The 24,286-nt window shown below is 40.1% G+C and carries 21 protein-coding genes; 11 read left to right on the top strand and 10 right to left on the bottom strand.

What is annotated here, in order from left to right; translation table 11 throughout:
• The first annotated feature begins 7 nt into the window (after nt 1–7).
• Complete coding sequence (phnX, locus tag AOLE_RS12015) at nt 8–823, top strand: phosphonoacetaldehyde hydrolase (protein WP_013198249.1); 816 nt, start codon at nt 8–10, stop codon at nt 821–823.
• A 215-nt stretch (nt 824–1,038) separates the two neighbouring features.
• Here phnX and AOLE_RS12010 read toward each other — a convergent pair whose 3' ends face one another.
• Both AOLE_RS12010 and AOLE_RS12005 read right to left on the bottom strand, forming a co-directional pair.
• The gene (locus AOLE_RS12010) at nt 1,039–2,289 is read right to left on the bottom strand and encodes an MFS transporter (RefSeq protein ID WP_013198248.1); all 1,251 of its coding nucleotides are present in this window, start codon (nt 2,287–2,289) and stop codon (nt 1,039–1,041) included.
• A 61-nt stretch (nt 2,290–2,350) separates the two neighbouring features.
• Nucleotides 2,351–3,502 carry an acyl-CoA dehydrogenase family protein gene (locus AOLE_RS12005; RefSeq protein WP_013198247.1) on the bottom strand — a complete coding sequence of 384 codons (1,152 nt, stop codon included), beginning with the start codon at nt 3,500–3,502 and terminating at the stop codon, nt 2,351–2,353.
• Nucleotides 3,503–3,833: 331 nt separating this feature from the next.
• On the opposite strand from AOLE_RS12005, the gene AOLE_RS12000 reads away from it, so the two are divergent.
• Together AOLE_RS12000 and AOLE_RS11995 are read left to right on the top strand one after the other, a co-directional pair.
• The gene (locus AOLE_RS12000) at nt 3,834–5,051 is read left to right on the top strand and encodes a CaiB/BaiF CoA transferase family protein (RefSeq protein WP_013198246.1); all 1,218 of its coding nucleotides are present in this window, start codon (nt 3,834–3,836) and stop codon (nt 5,049–5,051) included.
• A 186-nt stretch (nt 5,052–5,237) separates the two neighbouring features.
• Nucleotides 5,238–6,083, top strand: a complete 846-nt coding sequence (locus AOLE_RS11995; RefSeq protein WP_013198245.1) for an IclR family transcriptional regulator — start codon at nt 5,238–5,240, stop codon at nt 6,081–6,083.
• A gap of 64 nt (nt 6,084–6,147) precedes the next feature.
• Here AOLE_RS11995 and AOLE_RS11990 read toward each other — a convergent pair whose 3' ends face one another.
• On the bottom strand, nt 6,148–6,957 hold the full coding sequence (locus tag AOLE_RS11990; protein ID WP_013198244.1) for an enoyl-CoA hydratase: 810 nt from the start codon (nt 6,955–6,957) through the stop codon (nt 6,148–6,150).
• A 229-nt stretch (nt 6,958–7,186) separates the two neighbouring features.
• On the opposite strand from AOLE_RS11990, the gene AOLE_RS11985 reads away from it, so the two are divergent.
• Complete coding sequence (locus tag AOLE_RS11985; protein WP_013198243.1) at nt 7,187–8,158, top strand: NAD(P)H-dependent flavin oxidoreductase; 972 nt, start codon at nt 7,187–7,189, stop codon at nt 8,156–8,158.
• Between the two features lie 60 nt (nt 8,159–8,218).
• On the opposite strand, the gene AOLE_RS11980 is transcribed toward AOLE_RS11985, so the two are convergent.
• From AOLE_RS11980 to AOLE_RS11955, 6 genes are all read right to left on the bottom strand, one after another.
• Nucleotides 8,219–9,391: an MFS transporter gene (locus tag AOLE_RS11980; protein ID WP_081399171.1), complete on the bottom strand. Its 1,173-nt coding sequence runs from the start codon at nt 9,389–9,391 to the stop codon at nt 8,219–8,221.
• Between the two features lie 64 nt (nt 9,392–9,455).
• The gene (locus AOLE_RS11975) at nt 9,456–10,298 is read right to left on the bottom strand and encodes an IclR family transcriptional regulator (protein WP_009391028.1); all 843 of its coding nucleotides are present in this window, start codon (nt 10,296–10,298) and stop codon (nt 9,456–9,458) included.
• Nucleotides 10,299–10,407: 109 nt separating this feature from the next.
• The gene (locus AOLE_RS11970; RefSeq protein WP_013198241.1) at nt 10,408–11,613 is read right to left on the bottom strand and encodes a 3-oxoadipyl-CoA thiolase; all 1,206 of its coding nucleotides are present in this window, start codon (nt 11,611–11,613) and stop codon (nt 10,408–10,410) included.
• Nucleotides 11,614–11,627: 14 nt separating this feature from the next.
• Nucleotides 11,628–13,151 carry a 3-hydroxyacyl-CoA dehydrogenase gene (locus tag AOLE_RS11965; RefSeq protein ID WP_013198240.1) on the bottom strand — a complete coding sequence of 508 codons (1,524 nt, stop codon included), beginning with the start codon at nt 13,149–13,151 and terminating at the stop codon, nt 11,628–11,630.
• A 61-nt stretch (nt 13,152–13,212) separates the two neighbouring features.
• Nucleotides 13,213–13,974 (bottom strand): SDR family oxidoreductase, encoded by a 762-nt coding sequence (locus AOLE_RS11960; protein WP_013198239.1) that lies wholly within the window; start codon nt 13,972–13,974, stop codon nt 13,213–13,215.
• 29 nt (nt 13,975–14,003) lie between these two features.
• Complete coding sequence (locus tag AOLE_RS11955; RefSeq protein WP_005304184.1) at nt 14,004–14,792, bottom strand: enoyl-CoA hydratase; 789 nt, start codon at nt 14,790–14,792, stop codon at nt 14,004–14,006.
• A gap of 311 nt (nt 14,793–15,103) precedes the next feature.
• Between AOLE_RS11955 and AOLE_RS11950 the strand changes: the two genes are divergently transcribed.
• From AOLE_RS11950 to AOLE_RS11925, 6 genes are read left to right on the top strand one after another with little or no spacing between them, the layout of a single operon-like run.
• Nucleotides 15,104–16,258 carry an acyl-CoA dehydrogenase family protein gene (locus tag AOLE_RS11950; protein ID WP_005304187.1) on the top strand — a complete coding sequence of 385 codons (1,155 nt, stop codon included), beginning with the start codon at nt 15,104–15,106 and terminating at the stop codon, nt 16,256–16,258.
• 57 nt (nt 16,259–16,315) lie between these two features.
• Nucleotides 16,316–17,599, top strand: coding sequence for an MFS transporter (locus AOLE_RS11945; RefSeq protein WP_013198238.1), 1,284 nt, complete (start codon nt 16,316–16,318; stop codon nt 17,597–17,599).
• 47 nt (nt 17,600–17,646) lie between these two features.
• A complete protein-coding gene (locus AOLE_RS11940; RefSeq protein ID WP_013198237.1) occupies nt 17,647–18,315 on the top strand; it encodes a 3-oxoacid CoA-transferase subunit A in 669 nt (222 codons plus the stop codon).
• On the top strand, nt 18,315–18,968 hold the full coding sequence (locus tag AOLE_RS11935; RefSeq protein WP_013198236.1) for a 3-oxoacid CoA-transferase subunit B: 654 nt from the start codon (nt 18,315–18,317) through the stop codon (nt 18,966–18,968). Before AOLE_RS11940 ends, AOLE_RS11935 begins: the two co-directional genes overlap by 1 nt.
• Nucleotides 18,969–19,004: 36 nt before the next feature.
• Entirely contained in the window at nt 19,005–20,321 is a 1,317-nt protein-coding gene (dcaP, locus tag AOLE_RS11930; protein ID WP_013198235.1) for an outer membrane trimeric porin-like protein DcaP, read from the top strand.
• A gap of 18 nt (nt 20,322–20,339) precedes the next feature.
• Nucleotides 20,340–21,557 (top strand): MFS transporter, encoded by a 1,218-nt coding sequence (locus AOLE_RS11925; RefSeq protein WP_013198234.1) that lies wholly within the window; start codon nt 20,340–20,342, stop codon nt 21,555–21,557.
• 20 nt (nt 21,558–21,577) lie between these two features.
• On the opposite strand, the gene AOLE_RS11920 is transcribed toward AOLE_RS11925, so the two are convergent.
• On the bottom strand, nt 21,578–22,027 hold the full coding sequence (locus AOLE_RS11920) for a PaaI family thioesterase (protein ID WP_081399170.1): 450 nt from the start codon (nt 22,025–22,027) through the stop codon (nt 21,578–21,580).
• A gap of 305 nt (nt 22,028–22,332) precedes the next feature.
• On the opposite strand from AOLE_RS11920, the gene AOLE_RS11915 reads away from it, so the two are divergent.
• Nucleotides 22,333–24,135, top strand: a complete 1,803-nt coding sequence (locus AOLE_RS11915) for an acyl-CoA dehydrogenase C-terminal domain-containing protein (protein WP_013198232.1) — start codon at nt 22,333–22,335, stop codon at nt 24,133–24,135.
• The last annotated feature ends 151 nt before the right edge of the window (nt 24,136–24,286 follow it).

Here is a 24,286-nt window from a genome sequence, read left to right as displayed (position 1 = left end):
ATACACCATGACGACCAACAATACACAAATTCAGGCTGTGGTTTTTGACTGGGCTGGCACAACTGTAGATTTTGGTTCACGTGCACCGATTTTGGCTTTTATTGCTTTATTTAAAGACAATAAAGTTGAAATTACGGTTGAAGAAGCGCGTGCCCCAATGGGTTTAGAAAAACGTGACCATATTGCAGCAGTTTTAAAAATGCCACGTGTAGCGGCGGCATGGCAGGAAGTATATGGGAAGCCTGCAACTGAAGCAGATATTGACCGTTTATATAAAGACTTTATTCCTTATCAATTAGATTCGATTCCAACATGCTCGGCTTTAATTCCGGGTGCATTGGAAACGTTTGAAAATATTAAAAAGCGTGGTGCAAAAATTGGAAGTAACACGGGCTATGCATCCATGATGATTGGTCGTTTGGTTAAAGATGCTGCTGATCAGGGCTATCGACCAGACTGTATTGTCACTGCCAGTGATGTGAAATATGGCCGTCCATATCCTGAAATGCTATGGAAAAATCTAATTCAACTCGACGTATCTGATATCAAAACTGTTGTCAAAGTAGATGATACCGTGGTGGGTATCGATGAAGGTTTAAATGCTGGATGCTGGACAGTTGGGCTTGCAATTAGTGGTAACGAAGTCGGTTTAAGCTTTGAAGAGTGGAGCGCGTTATCGGCTGATGAACAGATTGTTCTAAAAGATAAGGCATACCAGAAAATGAATGCGTCGGGAGCTCACTATGTGATTGATAGTGTCGCTGACTTACCAAATGTACTAGATGATATTGAACGCCGTTTGGGGCAGGGTGAACGACCTTAAATAGAGTTTAGGCCAATATATTTTTAAGCTTAGCTCCCTTGGGAGCTAAGCTTACCTAAAAAATTAAAATGAAGAGTAGATAAACTCTACATATATGGAAATAAGGAATAACTTAAACGAATAGATTCCTTATTTCCTGCTAACCATCTAAAACACTTGTTTAAATGGTTAGCACCATCAACCATATAGGCCTATGACCTATGTGATAGATCTTTTTATGACTTTTGAGGGTCATATAGTTTTTCTTTAATAAATAGGGCTGGTATCACACCACAAATCAGATAAGCTGCACCCATGACGACAAAACCTAAACCAATAGACCCGCCAGAGGCTAAGAATCCAATCGTTGCAGGGGCTAACGCAGCGCCTAAACGTCCGACATTATAAGCTCCACCAATGGCTGTACCGCGAATGGCAGTTGCAAAGCTTTCGGTCATATAGGTTGCATTTACGCCATAAGGGATACCGTAGAGGAAACCAAAAGTGATCAGTAAATATAGAATGTTGCTTGGTGAGTTATAAAAAACAATCAGAGGTAAGAAAATAGCAGTGCCAATAGCACCAAAGGCATAAGTAAAACGACGCCCTAATTTATCTGCCATCATGCCCGCAAGAACTTTACCTAAAATCATGGCGGTATATGTACCTACCATATAGGCAGTCATTTCTTTGAACTTCATACCGAGTTCACTTTCAAGGTATGACGGCATCCAGTTATTTACGCCATAGTAGCCAAACTGTAAAAAGCCTGCTGTTAAAGCCCATAAGATAAACATATTGCGGTTTCGTTTATCTTGGAAAATAAGCTTAAATGCCGAAGTTTTCGATGCGTTTTGAGCCAAAATAGGTTGTTGAAGTCGAGACTTTTGCCATGCTTCTGGTTCGGGTACTAAAATATGCATGAGAATAGCAATAATGACGGGAATAATCGCAACATAAAACAGCATGCGCCAGCCATGATCTGGAATAATCCAACCTGCAAGCAAAGTCGCAACAATATATCCTACGGTCCAGCCAGCTTGTAGTGTGCCCAGTACTGTTGTGCGGAAACGTGTTGGTACATATTCGGCCATGAGAGTATTACAGGCAATATAAAGTGAACCCAAACCGAGTGATGCAAAAAATCTTAAAATACCAAATTGAAGAAAGCTCTGAGTAAAACCTAAGCCACAGGTGAGGAGTGAGAAAATTAAAATAGAAATAACAACAATGCGGACGCGACCAAATTTATCGCACGCCCATCCCCCAAAAATTCCACCAACAGCCATACCTGCCAGTGTAAAACTGCCAAGCATACCTGCTTGTACTGAACTTAATCCAAAATCTGCCTTAATACTATTTAAGCTATAAGACAGCAGCATCAAATCTGCACCATCTACCAATAGTGCTAGAAATGCAAAAATAAATGCTATTTTCCACGTATGAGGCTGTATACGAGAAAGACCTTCTTTGTAATTTGTAGCCATAATCCATTACCTACATTTGATTGAAAGTACTTCAAGTCGTTTTGAAGTGCTTAAAATTTGATTAAGACGCAGCGCGAATCATGTTTCGGGCAATAATCATTTGTTGAATTTGGGTCGTGCCTTCATAAAGGCGGAACAAACGGACATCTCGATAAAAACGTTCAATCGCATATTCACTGATATAGCCCGCACCGCCATGAATCTGTACGCAGCGATCAGCAACGCGGCCACACATTTCGGTTGCAAACATTTTTGCGCAAGAAGCTTCGGTGCTAACGTTTTGACCTGCATCGCGTAGGCGTGCAGCGTCTAAGACCATACATTTAGCTGCATAAATCTCGGCTTTTGAGTCGGCAAGCATGGCTTGAATGAGTTGAAATTCCGCAATCGGTTGTCCAAATTGCTTACGTTCGATGGCGTAATTTAAAGAATCGTCTAGCATTCGGGTTGCTGCTCCAACACTCAAAGCCGCAATATGCAAGCGGCCTTTATCCAGCACTTTCATAGCCGTTTTAAAACCAACTCCTTCAACGCCACCAATGAGTGCTGAGGCAGGAATACGACAATTTTCAAAAATAACGTCACAGGTATGGGCGCCTTTTTGCCCCATCTTTTTATCGCGTTTGCCAAGAAAAATGCCCGGAGTTTGGCTATCGACAATAAACGCAGAAATACCACCAGCACCTTTAATATCAAAGTTTGTACGAGCCATGACTGTAAATACGCCAGCATGAGGAGCATTGGTAATAAAGCGTTTGGTGCCATTTAAAATGTAAAAGTCACCGTCTTTTACTGCGCTGGTTTTTAAAGAGGCAGCGTCAGAACCCGCATCTGGTTCGGTTAAGCAAAAAGAACTAATCACTTCACCATGTGCTAAACGAGGCAAGAAAAATGATTTTTGTGCCTCAGTACCATCAATAATCAGGCCACTTGAGCCAATGCCATTATTGGTTCCAATGAGAGAGCGAAAAGCAGGAGAGGTGCGACCCAATTCGAAAGCCACATAGACCTCTTCTTCCATTGTTAGTCCAAGACCTTCGTACTCTTCAGGAATGGTTAAACCAAATAAGCCGAGAGCTTTCATTTGCTCAACAATATCTTGAGGAATTTCATCCGTTTCAGCGACTTCATTCTCATGAGGAATTAATACACCTTCAACAAATTGTCGAATCATATCAACAAGTTGATCTAAGGTTTCCTGATCTCGAATCATAGTCTCGTCCTTTTACTACATGCAAAAAACATCAATGTGATGTTCGTAAAATCACCAATATTTGAAGCGATAGTAATCAAAGGATGAATGCAAAACAATACATTTTGAAAATTAATTTCGCAATGCGGTACTTTGTTGTTGGTTTATGTTTGGCTAATTTATTGATTTATTTAAGCTATATTTTCTTATAAAAAATCATTATTTTTAGTGGAAAATTAAAGTTTGATTTTTAAAAAGAGCTGTGTATATTAAAAATATATATCGCTATGCGAAATTTTAAATGGATAAGTTTTCCTATAGGAAATAAGTCACAAAATATAGTGGGATGAAGATGGGTGCTTTAAATGGAATTCGGGTACTTGACTTAAGTCGGGTATTGGCTGGGCCTTGGTGTGGGCAGATTCTTGCCGATTTAGGCGCAGAAGTAATCAAGATTGAACGACCGAAAGTCGGTGATGACACCCGTTCTTGGGGGCCACCTTGGATGAAAGATGACTCAGGCCAAGACACTCAAGAAGCTGCTTATTATCAGTCCACCAACCGCAATAAATTATCTGTTGCTATCGACATTGCGAGTTCTGATGGCCAAGAATTGATTAAAGCCCTCATTCAAGACACCGATGTCGTGATCGAAAACTACAAAGCGGGGTCTTTGAAAAAATACGGTTTGGACTATGAGTCTTTATCTGCCATTAACCCTAAACTGGTGTATTGCTCAATTACAGGTTTTGGTCAAAATGGCCCAAGAGCAGAAGAGCCTGGTTATGACTTTATTATTCAGGGCATGGGCGGGCTTATGTCAGTCACGGGTGAGCGTGATGATTTGCCGGGTGGAGGCCCTCAAAAAGTAGGGGTCGCATTTTCTGATTTAGCTACAGGACTTTATTCTACGATTGCCATACAGGCTGCTTTACTCAACCGCCATGTGACAGGTTTAGGTCAATACATTGATATGGCTTTGCTTGATGTTCAAATTGCCACAATGGCAAATCAGGGAATGAATTATCTTTCATCGGGTAATATCCCTAAACGCTATGGCAACGCACATGCCAATATTGTGCCTTACCAAGTGTTCAAAGCTTCTGACCGTGATTTTATTATTGCATGTGGAAATGACACTCAGTTTATTCAACTCTGTCGAAGTATAGGTTTACCCGATTTACCAAATGATGCGCGTTTTGCCCGAAATGCGGACCGAATCAAGCATCGTGATGAAATTATCGGAATTTTACAAACACACTTTTTAACTAAAACGGCTGATGAATGGGTAGATGCAATCTATGCGGCTAAAGTTCCGGTAGGTGTGATTAATAACTTGGAACAAGCTTTTCAAGAGCCGCAAGTCATTGCCCGAGAAATGTTAGTCGAGATGAACCATCCTCAACGTGAAAAATTGAAGGTAATTGGGTCACCAATCAAACTTTCTAGAACGCCAGTTGAATACAAAACAGCTCCTCCGTTGTTGGGTGAACATACGCAGGCGGTTTTAGGTCGAGTGGTTTCTTCGGAAAAACTAGCTGAGCTTAAAGAAAAGGGTGTAATTGGATAAGTGGCTTAAAAGCGGAAGGTTAAAATTATATTTAAAATCAGAAAATAAAATATTTAATCTTTCGCTTTAATGAGTTAAATGAAGTTATCTTTTAGATGCAGACTCGGATGTTTGCTCTTTTGCTATTTATAGAAAAAATAGATTATAATTTTCGCAGTGCGAAACAAAATATGGATTGGTATGACAATGAACGATGCAGTTGATGCAGAACCGACAGAAAAATTATTAGCGCCATTAAGGCATGAATTATTACATCCGATTGAAGACATGCAGGATGAAAATGATCGCCAATTTATTACTGCATTAGCACGTGGTTTAGAGCTATTACGTTGTTTTACGCCGAAGCATCAGCATTTGGGCAACCAAGAGCTTGCTCAGATGACAGGTTTGCCAAAACCAACCATTACTCGCCTTACACATACCTTGTCGCGTTTGGGCTATATCAAACAAGTACCTAACTCAAGCAAATTCCAGCTTTCAGTGGGTGTTCTTGCATTTGGTTATTCCATGCTGTCTAACGTGTCGATTCGCTCTATTGCTCATCCATATATGAAAAATTTGGCAGACTATGCGGGCGCTGCTGTTGCAATGGCAACACGTGATCGACTGAATATGATTTATCTTGATGTGGTACAGGGTAAAGGCAATATGACTATGCGCCGTCAAGTTGGAACCTATTTACCGATTCATTTAAGTTCGATGGGACGTGCGTGTTTAGCCGCGATGCCTGAAGATGAACGAGAGTTTTTACTTGATGCCATTCGTAGCAAGCACAAAGAAGACTGGATCAAAATTAATCGTGATCTAGACAAAGCCTTTAAAGACTACCAAGATTTTGGATACTGTTTTTCAATCGGTGAATGGCATAAAGATGTAAATTCAGTTGCAGTACCACTCATCCATGAACAACATGGTTTACTGGTATTTAACTGTGGCGGTCCAAGTTTTATTATGAACCGTGAAAAACTCGAAGAAGATATTGCACCGCGTCTTTTACACATGGTGAATAATATTCGTACCGAGATTAGCTAAACTTATCTGATTCACTTAAAAAAGCCAGCTTTGTTTTTCAAGGCTGGCTTTTTAGTGGGTGTATCTAGACTGTTTGGCTGTGAAAGTTCGGTTTTCTTTTTTCTTTGAAAGCACTTAATGCTTCTTTAAACTCGGAACCCTGTAAACAGTGTGAGAAAATAGTCGACTCATGGTCAATACGATTGAGTAGATCATCAATAGGCATATCTCTTAGCAATTTTTTACTCAGTTGTAAGGCTTGACTTGGTTTATGAGCAAGTTTAATTGCCACATCTTCAACTACTTGATCTAGCTCAGTTGCTTCAAATATTTCATTCACCAAGCCATAATTTTTTGCTTGCTCTGCCGAAAATTTTTCACCTAATAAAATAATTTCCGAAGCTCGAGCAAAGCCCAATAATCTTGGCAAGATGTAACTTGAACCCGCTTCAGGTACAAGTCCCAAATTCACAAAAGGAAACTGAAAAATAGAGTTTTGGCTTGCATACACAAGGTCACAATGTAGAAGCATAGTGCTGCCAATGCCAATTGCCACACCATTTACTTTAGCAATAATCGGTTTTGGAAACGTTGCTAAGCTTTTTAAGAAAACAATCGAAGCGGGTGGTTCTGAACTGGTGGTATCGCGTTTTTCAAATGCATTGACATCATTACCACTCGTAAATGCGGAGTCTTCACCAGTAAGCACAACCACATGAATGTCTTGATTAGTTGCAGCCTCATCTAATGACTGACTTAGCGCCGCATACATTTCATAATTAATCGCATTCTTTTTAGTTGGATTACTCATGGTGAGCGTTAGTATATTTCTATCAAAATATTCATGAATTGTGCCTGTTTTAAGCTCGTTTTGAGTTTTGTTGTCCTGCTGCATGATTCATTCCTTTAAATAACTTCTGTCTAAAAATTAAACTCATTAAAATAATGCTATCGAAAAACAATTCCGTTATCAATTATTTTGTTTTATATTGTGGTATATAATTTTGTATTGTGAAATTTTTAACTTAAATTACTTTAAATGCTGATAGGATTTATGAGTAAATAAGCATCTAGCTCTGCTAAGGAAATGAGAAGCTAGCTATAGAACAGTGAGTGGAAAGAATATGAAGACCAAAATTACAGAACTATTTGAAATCGAGCATCCAATTATTCAAGGTGGTATGCATTATGTTGGTTTTGCAGAGCTTGCTGCTGCGGTTTCTAACGCGGGTGGGTTAGGTATTATTACTGGACTGACTCAGCGAACACCTGAAAATCTGGCAAAAGAAATTGCACGTTGCCGAGAAATGACCGACAAGCCTTTTGGAGTGAATTTAACCTTTTTACCTACGGTAAATACCCCTGATTATCCGGGTTTTGTAGAGGCTATTATTAAAGGCGGAGTCAAGATTGTGGAAACAGCGGGGCGTAATCCTGAACAGGTGATGCCATATTTAAAGGCTGCTGGTATTAAAGTAATTCATAAGTGTACTTCGGTTCGACATAGCTTAAAAGCGCAACAAATTGGATGTGATGCGGTTTCTGTAGATGGTTTTGAGTGTGGTGGGCACCCAGGTGAAGATGACGTGCCAAATATGATTTTATTGCCTTTAGCAGCCGATGCATTAGAAATTCCGTTTGTTGCTTCAGGTGGAATGGCAGACGGACGCTCACTCGCTGCTGCATTAGCGATGGGAGCCGATGGAATTAACATGGGAACGCGTTTTATTGCGACTCAGGAAGCTCCCGTACATGCAAATGTGAAACAGGCGATTTTGAATGCAACCGAACGAGACACGCGTTTAATTATGCGTGCTTTGCGAAATACTGAACGTGTCATGAATAATGCTGCTGTAGAAAAAATCGTGGCAAAAGAAAAAGCACTTGGCGATAACATTAAATTTGAAGATATTATTGAAGAAGTTGCAGGGGTTTATCCAAAAGTCATGATTGATGGGGACGTTAATGCTGGCGCATGGTCATGTGGTTTAGTGGCAAGTTTGATTCATGATATTCCGACATGCGATGAACTGGTTAGCCGAATTGTTCAAGATGCAGAAGACATTATTCGTGGTCGATTATTAGGGCTTTTATAGGACTTAATCTAGCTCCTCTAATTAACTATTAGCATACTTTATATAAGATCAGCACAAGTTTTAATTGTGCTGATCTTTTGCATCACTCACACAATAATAAAGACATAAAGCAGCAAAAATTAAGCCTAAAATGCAGACACCTGCCCATCCGAAGTGTTTCCAAGCGTAGCTTCCTGCCGTTGTGCCTAAAGCGCCGCCAGCAAAGTAACCCGTCATATAAATCGCGTTAAAACGTGAGCGTAGTTCTTGATTAAGTTTAAATACAATACTTTGGTTGGTGACATGCACAGCAGAAAGAGAAGCGTAGAGAATAAGTAAAGCAATAATGTAAAAAGTGAAATGGTAGGGTAAAAGTGAAAAAAGTATCCAACTTAAAATAAGCCCAATGCCGCAAAAAATTGAAATTTTATGGATATAGCCTTGGTCAATAAATTTGCCTGAAAAATTGGCAACGAAAGTTCCTAACACGCCAACAAAACCGAAAAGGCCAATGGTAAAGTCACTAAAAAAATAGGGCGCTGGAGCCAGAAGCAAAGACATGGTGGTAAAGGTTAAGCTTACACAAGCAAATGTAAAACCACCAATATAAGTTCTGGTTCTTAACCGTCGATTTTGAATAAAAATCTGTGGAAGAGAGCGAATAGTTTTTACATAATTTTCAGATTTAGTCGGTGGAAATAACCCAATATTACGATGCAAAATGAAGGCAATCACAAGTAACAGAAAACCACTAACCAGATAAATAATATTCCATGCAAAAAGCGTAGACATCAGCCCTGAAAGAGAGCGGGCGAGTAAAACCCCCATCATCAGTCCACTCAGTAAAAAGCCAACAACACGGCCACTTTGTTGAATCGGAACCAGACTTGCAGCAAGGGGTAATAACAGTTGAGCTGAACTTGAAAATAGACCAGTAATGACGGTGCCAAGCAGTAAAAGATAGATGTTGTGCGAAAAACCGCTAATAATTAATCCACTTGAAGCCAATAACATAAAGATAAATAGTAGTTTGCGCTTTTCTATGATGTCTCCCAGCGGCATTAAGAAGAGTAAGCCACATGCGTAGGTGATTTGGGCTAGAGTCGGCACCCACGCTGTAGTTGTTTCAGTTAAATTTAGGCTTACACTAATTGAATGAATAAGTGGCTGACTAAAATAATTTCCGCCTGTACAAATGCCTGCTGCAATTGCCATTAAAATAATGGTTGGGGTATAGAGTGCGTTTTTCATCATGCCTATAGTCATAATGAAAGTGGAACTTTAATCAACACAACCATGACTGTTTTAAGTATGGTTATTAGTGCGTTTCATTCAATGCATCTTGAATATTGTGCACCATGTGGATTAAACGTGGTCCAATTTCACCTTCAAGTTTTTCTGGATTTAAATGAAAACTTGGCGCACCACAGTTAAAAACATAAAGACCATGTTTGGAGCTGACCAGAGGTACAGCCACCGAGTTCACTTCTTTATGCCACTCGCCTAAAGACAAACAATATCCATAATCTTGATAATCACGGAAAGCTCGTTCTAAAGAGCGTTTTATGGCTGGCCAGTTTTCGGGGTTCTTTTGTTTCAACGCATCAAGTAGAAAGTTGCGCTCACGTTCAGGAGTCGCAGCCAAGCATGCTCGTCCCATAGAACTGCTATGCAGTGGTAAGGTCGAACCAATTGGACGGCGCATATTTAAGGCTGTTTCAATTTGCACAACATCGATATACACCATATTTAAGCGGTCACGCGTTGCCATCGCCACAGGGGCCTGAACATACTGACTCAACTCTTCCATATATTGATGAGCAATATTACGAATTGAGATGTTAGATAATGCTGCATATCCTAAAGATAAAACACCAATGTCTAATGTGTATTTGGTTGAGTTAGGCAATTGTTTTAAATAACCTAATGACACAAGGGTATTGGTAATTCGTGCAATGGTCGGTTTAGGTAACCCCGTCATTTTTGCTAATTCTTGGTTACCGAGCACCTGATTATTTGCAGAAAAGCATCTTAAAAGTTCTAAACCGCGCGCTAAAGAAGCAATAAACTGCGGGTTGTTTTCCCGATGTATATGCGAAATAGGATCTAAACGTATCTCATCAAAATTTATTGGTTTTTCAGTTTCCGTGTTTTGAGACATTCGATCCTCAAATATAATTAAAGCAATAGTTTTGCCATTATATTTCGCTATGCAAAATAAATCCATTCATCACTGCGCTGTTGTGATGAATGGATATCTGGATCAATGGTTATGAAACGTTTTCAATCACCATCGCAAGACCTTGGCCTACACCAATACATAGGCTCACCACTGCATATTTCTTTTTACGGCGAATTAACTCACGAGCTACTGTTAAGCTAAGACGAGCGCCAGAGGCACCAAGTGGATGACCAACCGCAATCGCACCACCATTTGGATTTACGCGTGGGTCATTAAAATCAACATTTAAACCTTTTAAACAAGATAAAACCTGTGAAGCAAAAGCTTCATTAATTTCAATAATATCCATGTCATCTAAAGTAAGGCCAGCACGCTCAACTGCTTTTTTAATGGCTTCAATAGGGCCAGCACCCATAATGCGTGGCTCAATACCGGCGGCGGCGGCTGACAAGATTTTTGCCATTGGTTTTAGGCCATATTTTTGACCTGCCGCTTCTGAACCAATCAAGATGGCTGCTGCACCATCATTAATACCTGAGGCATTACCAGCAGTGACCACGCCACCTTCAAAGAGTGGTTTTAACTTTGTGAGTGCTTCAACAGTTGAGCTTGGGCGAGGGTGTTCATCTTCTGAAACGAGTTTAGGGGGTAATTTTTTGCCTTGGAAAACTTCAATTGGCGTAATTTCATCGGCAAAGAAACCTTCTTCTTTAGCTTTTTGATATTTAGCTTGTGATTGGGCTGCAAATAAGTCTGCTTGCTCACGGCTAATACCAAAATCGGCTGCAACGTTATCACCTGTTTCAGGCATTGAATGTCCGCCGTACTGAGCAATAATTTTTTTATTTGGAAAACGAGAGCCAATTGTGGTGTCATAAATTTTTGCATCACGGCTATAAGCACTTTCCGCTTTACCCATTACAAAGGGAGCACGTGACATACTTTCTACACCACCTGCGATATAGAGCTCGCCTTCACCACAAGTAATAGCGCGTGCTGAGTCAATGACCGCACCTAACCCACTAGCACATAAGCGGTTTACTGTCTGGCCCGGTACAGTGACAGGTAAGCCTGCAAGTAATAGCGCGTTTCTCGCCACATTACGACTATCTTCTCCAGCTTGGTTGGTATCGCCTAAAATCACATCTTCAATATCAGCACCCGGAACACCAGTTTTTTCAAGTAATTTTTGAATAACGGTTGCTGCTAAATCATCAGGGCGAATTGAGGCAAGTTCACCTGCATGACGGCCAAATGGACTACGTAAACCATCATAGATATATGCATTTAACATTGAGAAATTCCTTTTCAAGACTCGTGAGTAAAAGTAAGAGGTAAATGAAGTGCGACACGGCGCTGTAACCACGGGCTAGGGCGGTAACGTGGGTCATGCGTAAGCGCTGTTATACGGTTCAGAATGAGTAAGATTTTTTGGCTGCCGACTTGATCGCCCCATTCAATTGGACCAAATGGATAGCCTAAGCCAAGACGAACCGCGGCATTAATGTCATCTACTGTTGCAACATTTTGCTGGGCAATATCACAGCCTAGATTAATCACCATCGCTAAAACACGCTGAGCAACAAAGCCAATACTTTCATTAATCATACTCACCAGATTTCCATCTAGATTGAAAATAGAGTGAGCGGCTTGTCGGTATTCAGGTTTGGTAATAAGTGATGGCATTAAGGTTCGATGCTTTGTAATGCCATAAAGCATGTCTATAGCAACAGCATGTTCAGGGTTAACTCCTAAGCGGGTCGCCGCTTGGGTTGTGTCTTCGCCGTAACAAGCAAGTAAACATAAGCTATCTGTTTGTGGTTCAGGATTAGTGTCTAGGGCAATATTTTGCTGAGTTAAATAATCTTCGAGTTGTTTCTTATCTTCAGGGAAATCGGCAGCTACCCAAACTTTTGGATATTGTGCTAAACGCTCTACAAATTTGGCAGGTTGTTCACCTGTTTTTGAACCGGTTTCATAGTTATAAAAACCTTGATTGACTTTACGTCCAAGTTGTTTGGCATCAAGCATTTGCTTGGTTAACGGGTTTGGTTTGTAGCGGGCTTCTTCATAGTACTGATGATAAATCGACTCCATAACTGGATGAGAAACATCAAGACCAGTTAAATCGAGTAATTCAAAAGGACCCATTCTAAAACCAACGCCGTCACGTAAAATTCGGTCAATTTCACTGATGTCGCAGACATTTTCATTTAAAATTTTGAGTGCTTCGGTGCCATAAGCTCGGCCCGCGTGATTAATAATAAATCCAGGGGTGTCCTTCGCTACAACAGGGCGGTGACCAAATGCACGAGATAAATCGTTTAAAGCATCAATAATAAGTGGATCTGTTTTTAAACCACGAATGACTTCGACCACTTTCATGAGTGGAACGGGATTAAAGAAGTGATAGCCCACAACACGTTCAGGTTTTTTGCAGTTCGCCGCAATGGCTGTAATAGAAAGAGAAGAGGTGTTTGAGGCTAAAATAGTATTATCCGAAACAATGTCTTCAAGCTGTTGCATCAAGTTTTGTTTGATATCGAGGCGTTCAACAATTGCTTCTACAATGAGGTCACAATTTTTTAAATCTTCAATTTGATGAGCAACAACTAAATGGCTATTTGCCAGAGCTGCTTGCTCAGGTGTAATTTTATTTTTGTCGACTAACTTTTGAAATGTGGCAGCTAGTTTTTCTTTGGCCTGTTCTGCTGCACCGGCTTTGGCATCATATAAATAAGTGGTATGACCTGACTGTGCAGCAATTTGAGCAATACCGCTGCCCATAATACCGACACCAATCACAGCCATGTTTTTAATATCATAAGTCATGTCGATCATCCTGATGATTAATCTATATTTGAAATTAAACGGAAAAATAGGGTTTGGTGATTTAGCTTAAGCATTGTTTATCACCATCAATCGGTAAGATTTGACCTGAAATTGAGCGACCACTGTCTGATGCTAAAAACAGGCATAAATCTGCAATATGCTTTGGATTGACAAAATATTTGAGCGACTGATTTTTCAGTGCATTTTGAGTCACTTCTTCAAGTGAGGTATTTGCTACTTCGGCGCGGGCCTGTAATACGCGTTGAACCCGATCACCATCGACTGCACCCGGAAGAATAGCGTTTACTCGAATATTGTCTGCACCAAGTTCCATAGAAAGCGTTTTGGTAAAACCGATCAGTCCCCATTTTGAGGTGGAATAGGCCAATCGATATGGATAGCCTAAGCGGCCAGCAATAGACGACATATTAATAATCACGCCTGCCTGTGCTTGCTTTAAATAGGGAATGGCTAACTGGGTAATTAAAAAAGTGCTATTCAGGTTTAAATTAATGACAGTATTCCAATCTTCAAAACTTAGTTCATCTGCTGCAACGGTCGGGCCTGAAATGCCTGTGTTATTGACTAAAATATCAATACCGCCAAGTTTCGAAATTGCTTGACTAAACATCAGCTTAATTTTTTCATGATCAGCCAAATCACAGGCATGTATATGCAGCTTTGGATAATCTTGTTGAAACTGTTCTAGGCTCTCAGCATTGATATCACAAACAAAAACTTCATCATGATTGTTTAAAAATGCTTCGGCAATGCATCGTCCAATCCCTGAACCACCTGCACTAATTAATACTTTTCTGGTCATGCTCATTCCTTTGTTATTATGGTTTTAAATTATTTACCTTGATATGACGGCTTACGCTTCTCGATAAAAGCTTGAACGCCTTCATTTTTATCTTCGGTCGAAAACAGTAACTGGAATGCTTTACGTTCTAGGGTTAAGCCTGCATTTAATGGAACGTCTTCGCTCATTAAGGCAACTTCTTTAATTTGTTGCAGGGCAATCGGAGGCATTTTTGCGAGGCTTTGCGCCATTTGGATGGCTGTTGGAATAGTTTGGTCATCTTCTGTGACTTGTGAAACAAGACCGATGGTATAAGCTTCTTCGGCTTTCACCATAGCACCCGTCATAATCATGCGCATGGCATGAAATTTACCAACAGCACGGAACAAACGTTGTGTACCACCAGCACCCGGCATTAAACCAACCTTAATTTCCGGTTGGCCAAAGGTTGCACCTTTACCTGCAATAATAATGTCAGCGTGCATTGCAAGTTCGCAGCCACCACCTAATGCATAACCATTTACAGCAGCAATCACAGGCTTAGGGCATTGGGCAATCGCGTTCCAATAACGTTCCGTATGACGCAATAACATTTCTGTTGAAGTTGCTGTTGCCATTTCTTTTAAATCTGCACCTGCGGCAAAGACTTCTTCACCACCTGTGAGTACAACCGCATTGATCTCATCGTTAAAACTTAATTCGGTAAAAGCTTGTGCTAGTTGTTTGCGAACCTCTGTATTCAGTGCATTTTTTGCTTCAGGTCGGTTAATTTTAACAACCGCTATTTTTTGAATAGAAAAGTCGACTTCTACGAAATTATTCCCTATTGATACACTCATTTTTGAATTCCTTGTTTCGCACATCAAAACTATATTCCTTTTATGATGCTTATTTTGGAATTTATTTCAAGTCTTATTTAGCCCATTAGAGCAATTATGATTTATTAAATAAGCTAAGTGTTTGATATTACGTAATGGTGTATTTTTAAATTTCGTTTAACGAAATTAATTTTCAAAAAAGCTTGAAATTTGTATTTTCGTTCTCGTACTATGAAACACATCCGCAGTAAACAAGATTTAAAACATGGTATCCAGACAAGCTGGAGATGGCTGATGGGTACGATGGAAATACATAAAAAGGGAGATCACAGATGATCCGTGATGAAGGGATGTTGGAGCAGTTACTTTCAACAATTCGAGATTTTGTAAAAAATGAATTGATCCCTCGTGAAAACGAAGTGGTAGAGAAAGACAAAATTCCAGATGACATTGTGCAGCAAATGCGTGAGCTTGGTTTGTTTGGCCTCACAATTCCCGAAGAATATGGTGGCCTAGGCATCACCATGGAAGAAGAAGTCAGAGTTGCATTTGAACTTGGGCAAACTTCACCAGCTTTTCGCTCTTTAATTGGTACTAATAACGGTATTGGCTCAAGTGCAATTTTGATTGATGGCACAGAAGAGCAAAAGCAAAAATATTTACCGCGTTACGCAAGTGGCGAAATTATTGGTTCATTTTGTTTAACCGAGCCTGAATCTGGCTCTGACGCTGCCTCTTTAAAAACCAGTGCAGTAAAAGACGGCGATTTTTATGTATTAAACGGCACCAAGCGTTTTATTACCAATGCACCTCATGCTGCAACTTTTACCGTAATGGCCCGAACAAATCCTGAAATTAAAGGCTCTGGTGGCATCTCAGCTTTTTTAGTTGAGGCCAATACACCAGGCATTACGTTAGGCAAAATTGACCAAAAAATGGGGCAAAAGGGTTCGCACACCTGTGATGTGATTTTTGAAAATTGCCGTGTACCTGCTTCTGCACTCATTGGTGGGGTAGAAGGTGTTGGTTTTAAAACGGCCATGAAAGTGCTTGATAAAGGGCGTTTGCACATTGGTGCCTATAGTGTGGGTGTTGCCGAACGCATGTTAAACGACGCATTGCACTATGCGATTGAGCGTAAACAATTTGGTCAGCCTATTGCAAACTTCCAGTTGATTCAAGCGATGCTTGCTGACTCAAAGGCCGAGATTTATGCAGCTAAATGTATGGTTTTAGATGCAGCTCGCCGCCGTGATAATGGCGAAAACATTAGTACAGAAGCGTCTTGCGCAAAAATGTTTGCAACTGAAATGTGTGGCCGCGTTGCTGACCGCTGTGTACAGATTCATGGTGGCGCAGGCTATATCAGTGAATATGCCATTGAGCGTTTTTATCGCGATGTGCGTTTGTTCCGTTTATATGAAGGAACCACACAAGTTCAACAAATTATTATTGCCAAAAACATGATTAGGGAAGCTACTACCTAATAAAAAACAAATGCCATGAGGCATTGGATGCCTCATGTTCCTTCTGAGGATATGGACATGACAACAGAAACAGTTGCACAAAATACGGCTAGCAGTGAAGCTATCCAGACACCAAAAAAGATTTGGATTACCGCATTTATATTCGCTTTTTTAACATTGTTGTGTGATGGGGCAGACTTAGGTTTTTTGGCATTAAGCCTGACCAGTCTTAAAACAGAATTTCATTTAACGGGTGTACAAGCCGGAACATTAGGCAGTTTAACACTTTTAGGTTCAGCAATTGGTGGCTTGATTGGTGGTTGGGCTTGTGACCGTTTTGGGCGGGTCCGCATTATCGTGTTCTTTATTGCTTATTCTTCAGTTTTAACCAGCGCACTGGGTTTTACTGATTCTTATATGCAATTTGCAGTTTTAAGAACTTTTGGAGCGATGGGTTTAGGTGCGCTCTATATTGCTTGTAATATTTTAATGTCAGAAATGGTGCCAACCAAACATCGCTCGACTGTTTTGGCTACCCTTATGACGGGTTATACCTTAGGTTCCTTGCTAGCGACCTTATTAGCAGGACATATTATTCCTGAACACGGCTGGCGTTTCCTATACTGGATTGCGATTACGCCTGTGGTGTTGTCAATTTTAATGCACTTTTGTGTACCTGAACCTGAGTCTTGGAAAAAAGCACGTCAATTAAAAGCGTTAGAAGTCGCTCAAAGTAACCAACCTAAAAAACGTCAAAACCCATATCTTGAAATTTTAAGAGATAAGAAACACGGCACCATGTTTGTTCTTTGGATTATTAGTACAGGTGCATTGCAGTTTGGTTATTACGGTGTAAGTAACTGGTTACCGGCTTATTTAGAGTCTGATCTTGGCATCAAATTTAAAGAAATGGCCATGTATATGGTCGGTACTTTCCTAATTATGATGTTTGCCAAAGTAATTGCAGGGATCGTTGCCGACAAATTAGGGCGCCGCGCTGTATTCGCTTTCGGAACCATTGGTACAGCTTTATTTATTCCGGTTATTGTCTATTTAAATACACCAACCAATATTTTATGGATGATGCTGTTCTTCGGTTTCCTTTACGGTATTCCATACGCAATTAATGCTACCTATATGACAGAAAGTTTCCCGACTTCAATTCGAGGTTCGGCAGTGGGTGGTGCGTATAACATTGGCAAAGTACTTTCTATTTTCTCTCCATTAACAATTGGTTTTCTATCGCAGAACGGTTCTATTGGCTTAGGGCTTTTGGTGATGGCTGCGGCTTATTTTATCTGCGGGGTAATTCCATTGTTATTTATTAAAGACCGACTATTTAACCCGCAAAAGGCAGAGTGACAGATCAATCTGTCACCTTAAATTAAGGATGAAAAGGGACAAGTGAGATGATAAATAAAATCACCAGTGACATTGAACCGATTTTAAAAGCTATTCCTGATGGAGCAACCATCATGACAGGTGGGTTCGGTGTGACAGGGCAACCTGCTGAATTAATTGAAGCCTTAATCGATTTAGGAAAAAAAGAACTCACCATTGTAAATAACAATGCGGCTTCGGGTGATCGTGGTTTAACAAATCTGATTATTGCCGGTTGCGTTAAAAAAATGATTTGTTCATTTCCGAAATCTGCTGGGTCAACCGTTTTTCAAGACTTATATCGAGCTGGAAAAATCGAGTTAGAACTGGTTCCGCAAGGTAATTTGGCATGTCGTATTCAGGCTGCAGGTGCGGGTCTCGGTGCTATTTTTACTCCGACTGGTTATGGCACCAAAGTTGCCGAGGGTAAAGAGACCCGAACCATTAACGGTAAAAACTATGTGCTTGAATATCCACTTGAAGCTGATTTTGCATTGATTTATGCCGATAAAGCTGATCGCTGGGGCAATTTAACTTACCGTAAAGCAGCCCGTAATTTTGGCCCAATCATGGCAAAAGCCGCTAAGAGCACGATTGTTCAAGTGAATGACACAGTTGAGCTAGGACAGCTTGACCCAGAGTGCATTATTACACCGGGAATTTTTGTTCAGCACGTTGTAAAAGTAGGAGATATCTAATGTCAGTTCAAAAGCGTTCTCGTGAAGATATTGCCAAACTCATCGCCAATGACATTCCGGAAGGTTCCTATGTCAATCTAGGCATTGGCTTACCGACCAACGTTGCTAAATTTTTGCCAAAAGACAAAGAAATCTTTTTACATTCGGAAAATGGTGTCTTGGCTTTTGGGCCTCCACCACAACCGGGTGAGGAAGATGAAGACTTAGTCAATGCTGGAAAAGAACTTGTCACTTTATTAGATGGTGGATGTTTTATGCATCATGGTGACTCATTTGACATTATGCGTGGCGGCCATCTGGACATTTGCGTAATTGGGGCATTCCAAGTTGCGGTAAATGGAGACTTAGCAAACTGGCACACTGGTAAAGCAGATGATGTGCCGGCAGTTGGCGGTGCTATGGATTTGGCAGTCGGTGCAAAAACGATTTATGTCTATATGGAGCATGTCACTAAAAAAGGTGTGCCCAAAATTGTAAAAGAACTGAGCTATCCAATGACGGGTGAGCAGTGTGTAAACCGTATTTATACCGATTTATGCATTATTGAACTCAAAGACCAAAAAGCTTACGTCACAGAAATGGTGGAAGGTCTTAGTTTTGATGAATTACAAGCGGTCACTGACTGTGAACTAATTGATGCACGTGTAGCCTAAATACACACGGAAAAACGCTTCTTTAAGGATTAAAAGATGAAAAAATTAATTTTAGCTGCAGCTTGCGCTGCGGCTTCAGGGACTATTTTTGCAAATTCTTCAGATACGACAGAACAAAGAATCAATTTGCTAGAAACCGAGCTGCAAAAATTAAAAGCAGAACTTGCTGCTCAGAAACAAACTCAAAATAATTTACAGGTCAAACAGGTAAAGATCGAAGAGAACATTGAAAAAACTAAAGCGACTGTAACAGAAAAGCCCGTTGCTCCTTCGTGGGTCACTTGGACGGATAACGTGAAGGTTTACGGTATTGCTCGTATTGATGCGGCGGTCGATTTTAAATCTTCACCAGATTCGGGTGGTAGAACGACCAGTAGCCTGTACCGAACACCTTTTGAAACTGAAAAACGTTCAAATCATGCACGTTCCGATGCCATGATTAATGCAAGCCGATTGGGTGTTTATTTTAATAGCCCAAATAAAGCTGTGACGGGAAATATTGAAGCCGATTTCTTTGATAGCTCTAACATGGGAACTGGCGATGGTAAATTCCGTATCCGTCATGCTTTTTTCACTTATAAAGACTGGACCTTTGGTCAAACATGGTCACTCATGTCTAACATGGAAACCCGTACCGAAGCTGTCGATTACACGCAATTTGTGGGAACCTCGTATACGCGTACTCCTCAAATTCGCTATGACTGGAAAATTGATGCCAATAATGATTTAAAAGTAGCCTTGGAATATACAGGTTCGAGAGTCTCGGCATTTCCAACTTTAACGGGTCGCTATAGCTTTAAACAAGGGCCTTTAACGGCACTTGCTCAAGGTTTTATTAATGAAAAATCCGCAGATGTCGCAACTGCCACGGTTAAGAAAGTAAGCTGGGGTGCTGGAGGCGGCTTAAAATATCAATTAACACCTCAGCAGTCGGTACAAGCAAATTATCAATATATTGTCGGCGATCAAAAATTTATGCCGTATACCACCCAAAGTGGTTTGGCAAATTCAACAAATTTAAATGCCGCGGGTGATTTTTCTTTAAATGAAGATAAAACAGATTTGGTTATGAATAAGTTGAATAGCATCAATATTGGTTATTCATATAAATTCAATGAGCAATGGCGTGCAAACTTATCGGCTTCGATGTTTGATTATGATGACGACACTGCTTATGCCAAACTCAACCCAGATGCCAACAAACGTCTAACGGACTACGCAGCTAACGTCTTTTATTCACCGATTGAGCAAATGGATATTGGTATGGAATATCATCAAGGCAAACGAGAAGTGTTTGATGGCAGAACCGCTGATGTATCACGCGTAAACTTTGTATCGATGTATAAATTTTAAAATAGGGCGTAGTTAAAAATGGAAAAAATAGTTGAGCCCAATGCAGAAAATATACTGTCAAAAAGCTTTATTTTTATCATGGCAATGACATGTGGAATTTGTGCGGGTTCAAACTATTATAACCAGCCCTTAATCTATTCAATTGCAGAAGCATTAAAAGTTAATGCCGATCAAGTCGCTTTAACTATTGTGATTAGCCAACTGTCATATGCAGTTGGTCTTTTTATATTAGTTCCCCTAGGCGACTTTTTTGAAAAGCGCAGTTATATTTGCTTGCTCATGTGTTGTACCGGCCTTGCTCAAGTAGGGTTATCCTTAAGTCAAACCTTACCAGCTTTATATGGCTTTACCTTTTTAGCCACATTCTTTTCAATTGCAACTCAAGTTTTAGTTCCTTTCGCCGCAGGTCTAGCTAGCCCGAAAAAAAGCCCTCAAGTTGTAGGCACTCTCATGAGTGGTTTGTTTTTGGGAATATTATTGGCGCGTTCGATTGCAGGCTTACTTTCTACAGTTTGGTCTTGGCATGCGGTTTATTTAATTAGTGGAATTGTCATTTTGGTGTTTGCTTGGGTAATGTGGGTAAAGTTACCTGTTGCACGTAAGTCTCACCAACTCAATATTCTACAAATCTATGGTTCATTATTTTCATTAGCAGCTCATCAGCCTCATTTACTACGCCGTGGTTTGGCAGGGGGAATTGGCTTTGGTATTCTGGCTCTCATTTTTACCACCATGACTTTTATTTTGGCGAATGAGCCTTATCACTTTAACGATTTCCAGATTGGTTTATTTGGAATTGTTGGACTGGCAGGTGTGTTTGCGACCCCTTGGGCAGGTAAGCAAATTGCAGCAGGCCTTGAGAATAAAATTGCAGTGATTTGTATGGGCTTATTAATAAGTGCATGGATACCACTATTTTTTGCACAGCAGTCTCTGGTTGCCTACGCTGTTGGAGTGGTTATGGCTTATTTCGGTTTGTCGGCATTTCATGTACTTAATCAAAATCTGGTCTATCGAATTTCGGCCGAGGCTCGTTCGCGTATTAACTCAATTTATATGACCTTATATTTTGGTGGAGCCGCTTTGGGTTCTTTTATTGCGGTGTATGCATGGAAACATTGGGGATGGGAAGCCTGTGCTGCTTTAGGTTTAGCGATGGCAATATTAAGTTTTATGATTGATCGCTTAGATTTTTATGAAATGAACAAAATTGCAAAGCAAGAAAAAGCTCCATAAACAGGAGCTTCAATATTTTATTATTTGCGAATAATCATTAAAGTTGCCGAAGCAAAAGCATACACTTTGCCGTTCTCATCTACGATTTTTCCTTCGGTACTAATAATATTACGGCCCGCATTAATCAACTCGGCTGTCGCATAGTAAGATGTATCAATCTGCATAGGGCGGATCATTTTTACATTTAAATCAATAGTTCCATAGCCAACGCCATGTTCGAGCAATGTATGAGCTGCACTGCCAGTAGCTGTATCTAAAGCTGTGGCGCAAAAGCCGCCGTGTACACCGCCTTGAATATTTCTATGTTCTTTGCGAGGGGTAACTTTATAAGTTGCTTTACCTTCGGAAACTTCAACGAGTTCCATTGGTATGGTGTGAGCCATAGGTGATGGAGAAACTTCACCATTTTTTAAAGCGGTTAAAAACTCAAGACCTGTGTATTTCGGGCTTTCCATGAATCGTCCTTGGATAATTAAGCAATCTAAATCACCATACTATAAATTGAATTTTTACGGAATAAAATTTTGCAATACAAAATATAAATTTATTCTATTTAAAACGAGACTAATAACTTTTTATTTTATATATGTATTTAAAACATATATTTATATTTTATTCCTATGGTTAAGTTATGATAATTTTATTAAATTAGTGAAAATATATTTTGCTATAAGAAATTTTTTGATATTTTGATGAGATTGAAACAATAAAAGTCCATTTTAAGGAAAAACGATATCTGCCCATAACACAGGCAGAGAGGTGAAAGGAAAAAACTATGCCTTTATACAAAGCTCCATTACGCGATATGCAATTTGTACTGCATGAAATGCTTCAAACAGAACAGAATTATCAAGGTTTAAGCAAATATCAGGAAAGCGTAAATCGAGAATTAATTGATCAATACTTAGAGGCAGCAGCAGATTTTTGTGAAAATGAATTGGCGCCCATAAATCAAAATGGCGATCAGGAAGGCTGTCATTTAAATCAAGGCGTAGTCACAACGCCGAAAGGTTTTAAAGAAGCCTACCAAAAATATGCTGAGCTTGGATTTACCTCTTTAACCGCCGATCCAGAATATGGCGGACAAGGCTTACCAACATTGCTGCGGATTGCGGTTTCTGAAATGTTATGTGGTTCTAATTGGGCATGGGCAATGTATCCGGGCTTGTCTCATGGTGCAATGAGAACCATTGAGCATCATGGCACCGAGCAACAAAAACAGAAGTTTTTGGCTAAGCTCATTAGTGGTGTCTGGACCGGAACCATGTGTTTAACCGAATCACATGCGGGTTCGGACCTTGGGTTAATTAGAACGAAAGCAGAACCCAATCCGGACGGTAGTTACTCAATTACGGGTGAAAAGATTTTTATCTCGGCAGGTGAACACGATCTTTCTGAAAATATTATTCATATTGTTTTAGCCCGTCTGCCTCAGGCACCCGCAGGGACTAAAGGTATTTCTTTATTTATTGTTCCAAAATTTAATGTGAGTGACGACGGTCAGGTACTGGACCGTAATAAAGTCGTTTGTAGTGCGATTGAACATAAAATGGGGATTCATGGCAATGCGACCTGTGTACTGAATTTTGATGGCGCAAAAGGTTATTTGATTGGTCCTGAAAATCGCGGACTCAATTGTATGTTTACCTTCATGAATACCGCACGTATTGGAACAGCAGTACAAGGGCTTGCTGCTTCTGAAATTTCATTTCAAGGCGCATTAAGTTATGCCAAAGAGCGACTCGCCATGCGATCGTTATCTGGTCCTAAATATCCTGAAAAAAATGCCGATCCAATTATTGTGCATCCCGCTGTGCGCTCGATGCTAATGACGCAAAAAGCTTTTTCTGAAGGTGGTCGTGCACTGGCTTACTTTTTAGCTCAGCATGTTGATATTGTAGAAAGTTCAAATGATCAGGAACAGCAAAAACACTCTGATGAATTACTGGCTTTTTTAACGCCAATTGCCAAAGCTTTTTTAACAGAATCAGGTAATGAGTCTGCCAAGCATGGCGTTCAAGTATTTGGTGGCCACGGCTTCATTGTTGAGCATGGTATGGAGCAAATTGTACGTGATGCGCGTATCTCAACATTGTATGAGGGAACGACCGAAATCCAGTCTTTAGATCTACTTGCACGTAAAGTTCTAAAGTCAGAAGGCAAACTTCTAAAGAATATGACCGATCTAATTGATCAATTTATTGGTCAACAACAATCTAGTGAAACCCTGAAACCTTATCTAGAAAAATTAGCTGAGCTTAAGCAACAATGGCTGTCACTGACTAAAACGATTGCAGAGAAAGCCAAGCACAACCCTGAAGAAATAGGGGCAGCTTCAGTAGATTATCTTTATTTTTCTAGTTATGTCGTGTTCGCTTATTTGTGGGCTCAAATGGCACAAGTTGCCCATGAAAAATTAGAATCGGGTACACAAGAAGAAGCTTTTTATAAAGCAAAGTTAACGACAGCTAAGTTTTTCTATCAAAAGCTTTTACATCGTACACAGAGCCATGCTGCTTCAATTGAGTCTGGCGCTGAATCGATCATGGAACTTGATCAAGATGCTTTTGCATTTTAATGAATCGTAATATTTAGAATCACTGGGTGAAATTGACATGCAAAATTTTACCTAGTGATTAAATTTGCAATTTTAGACTCATCAGTTTTTGGTAGGAAAAACCAGTTGAGCCAAAGAAATAGAGGGTTAACATAAGCATTAAAATGTGAAT

It is taken from the genome of Acinetobacter oleivorans DR1, from assembly GCF_000196795.1.
Taxonomy (GTDB): domain Bacteria; phylum Pseudomonadota; class Gammaproteobacteria; order Pseudomonadales; family Moraxellaceae; genus Acinetobacter; species Acinetobacter oleivorans.
Note: the sequence above shows the minus strand (reverse complement) of the source record. Positions and strands in the feature narration are given on the sequence as shown.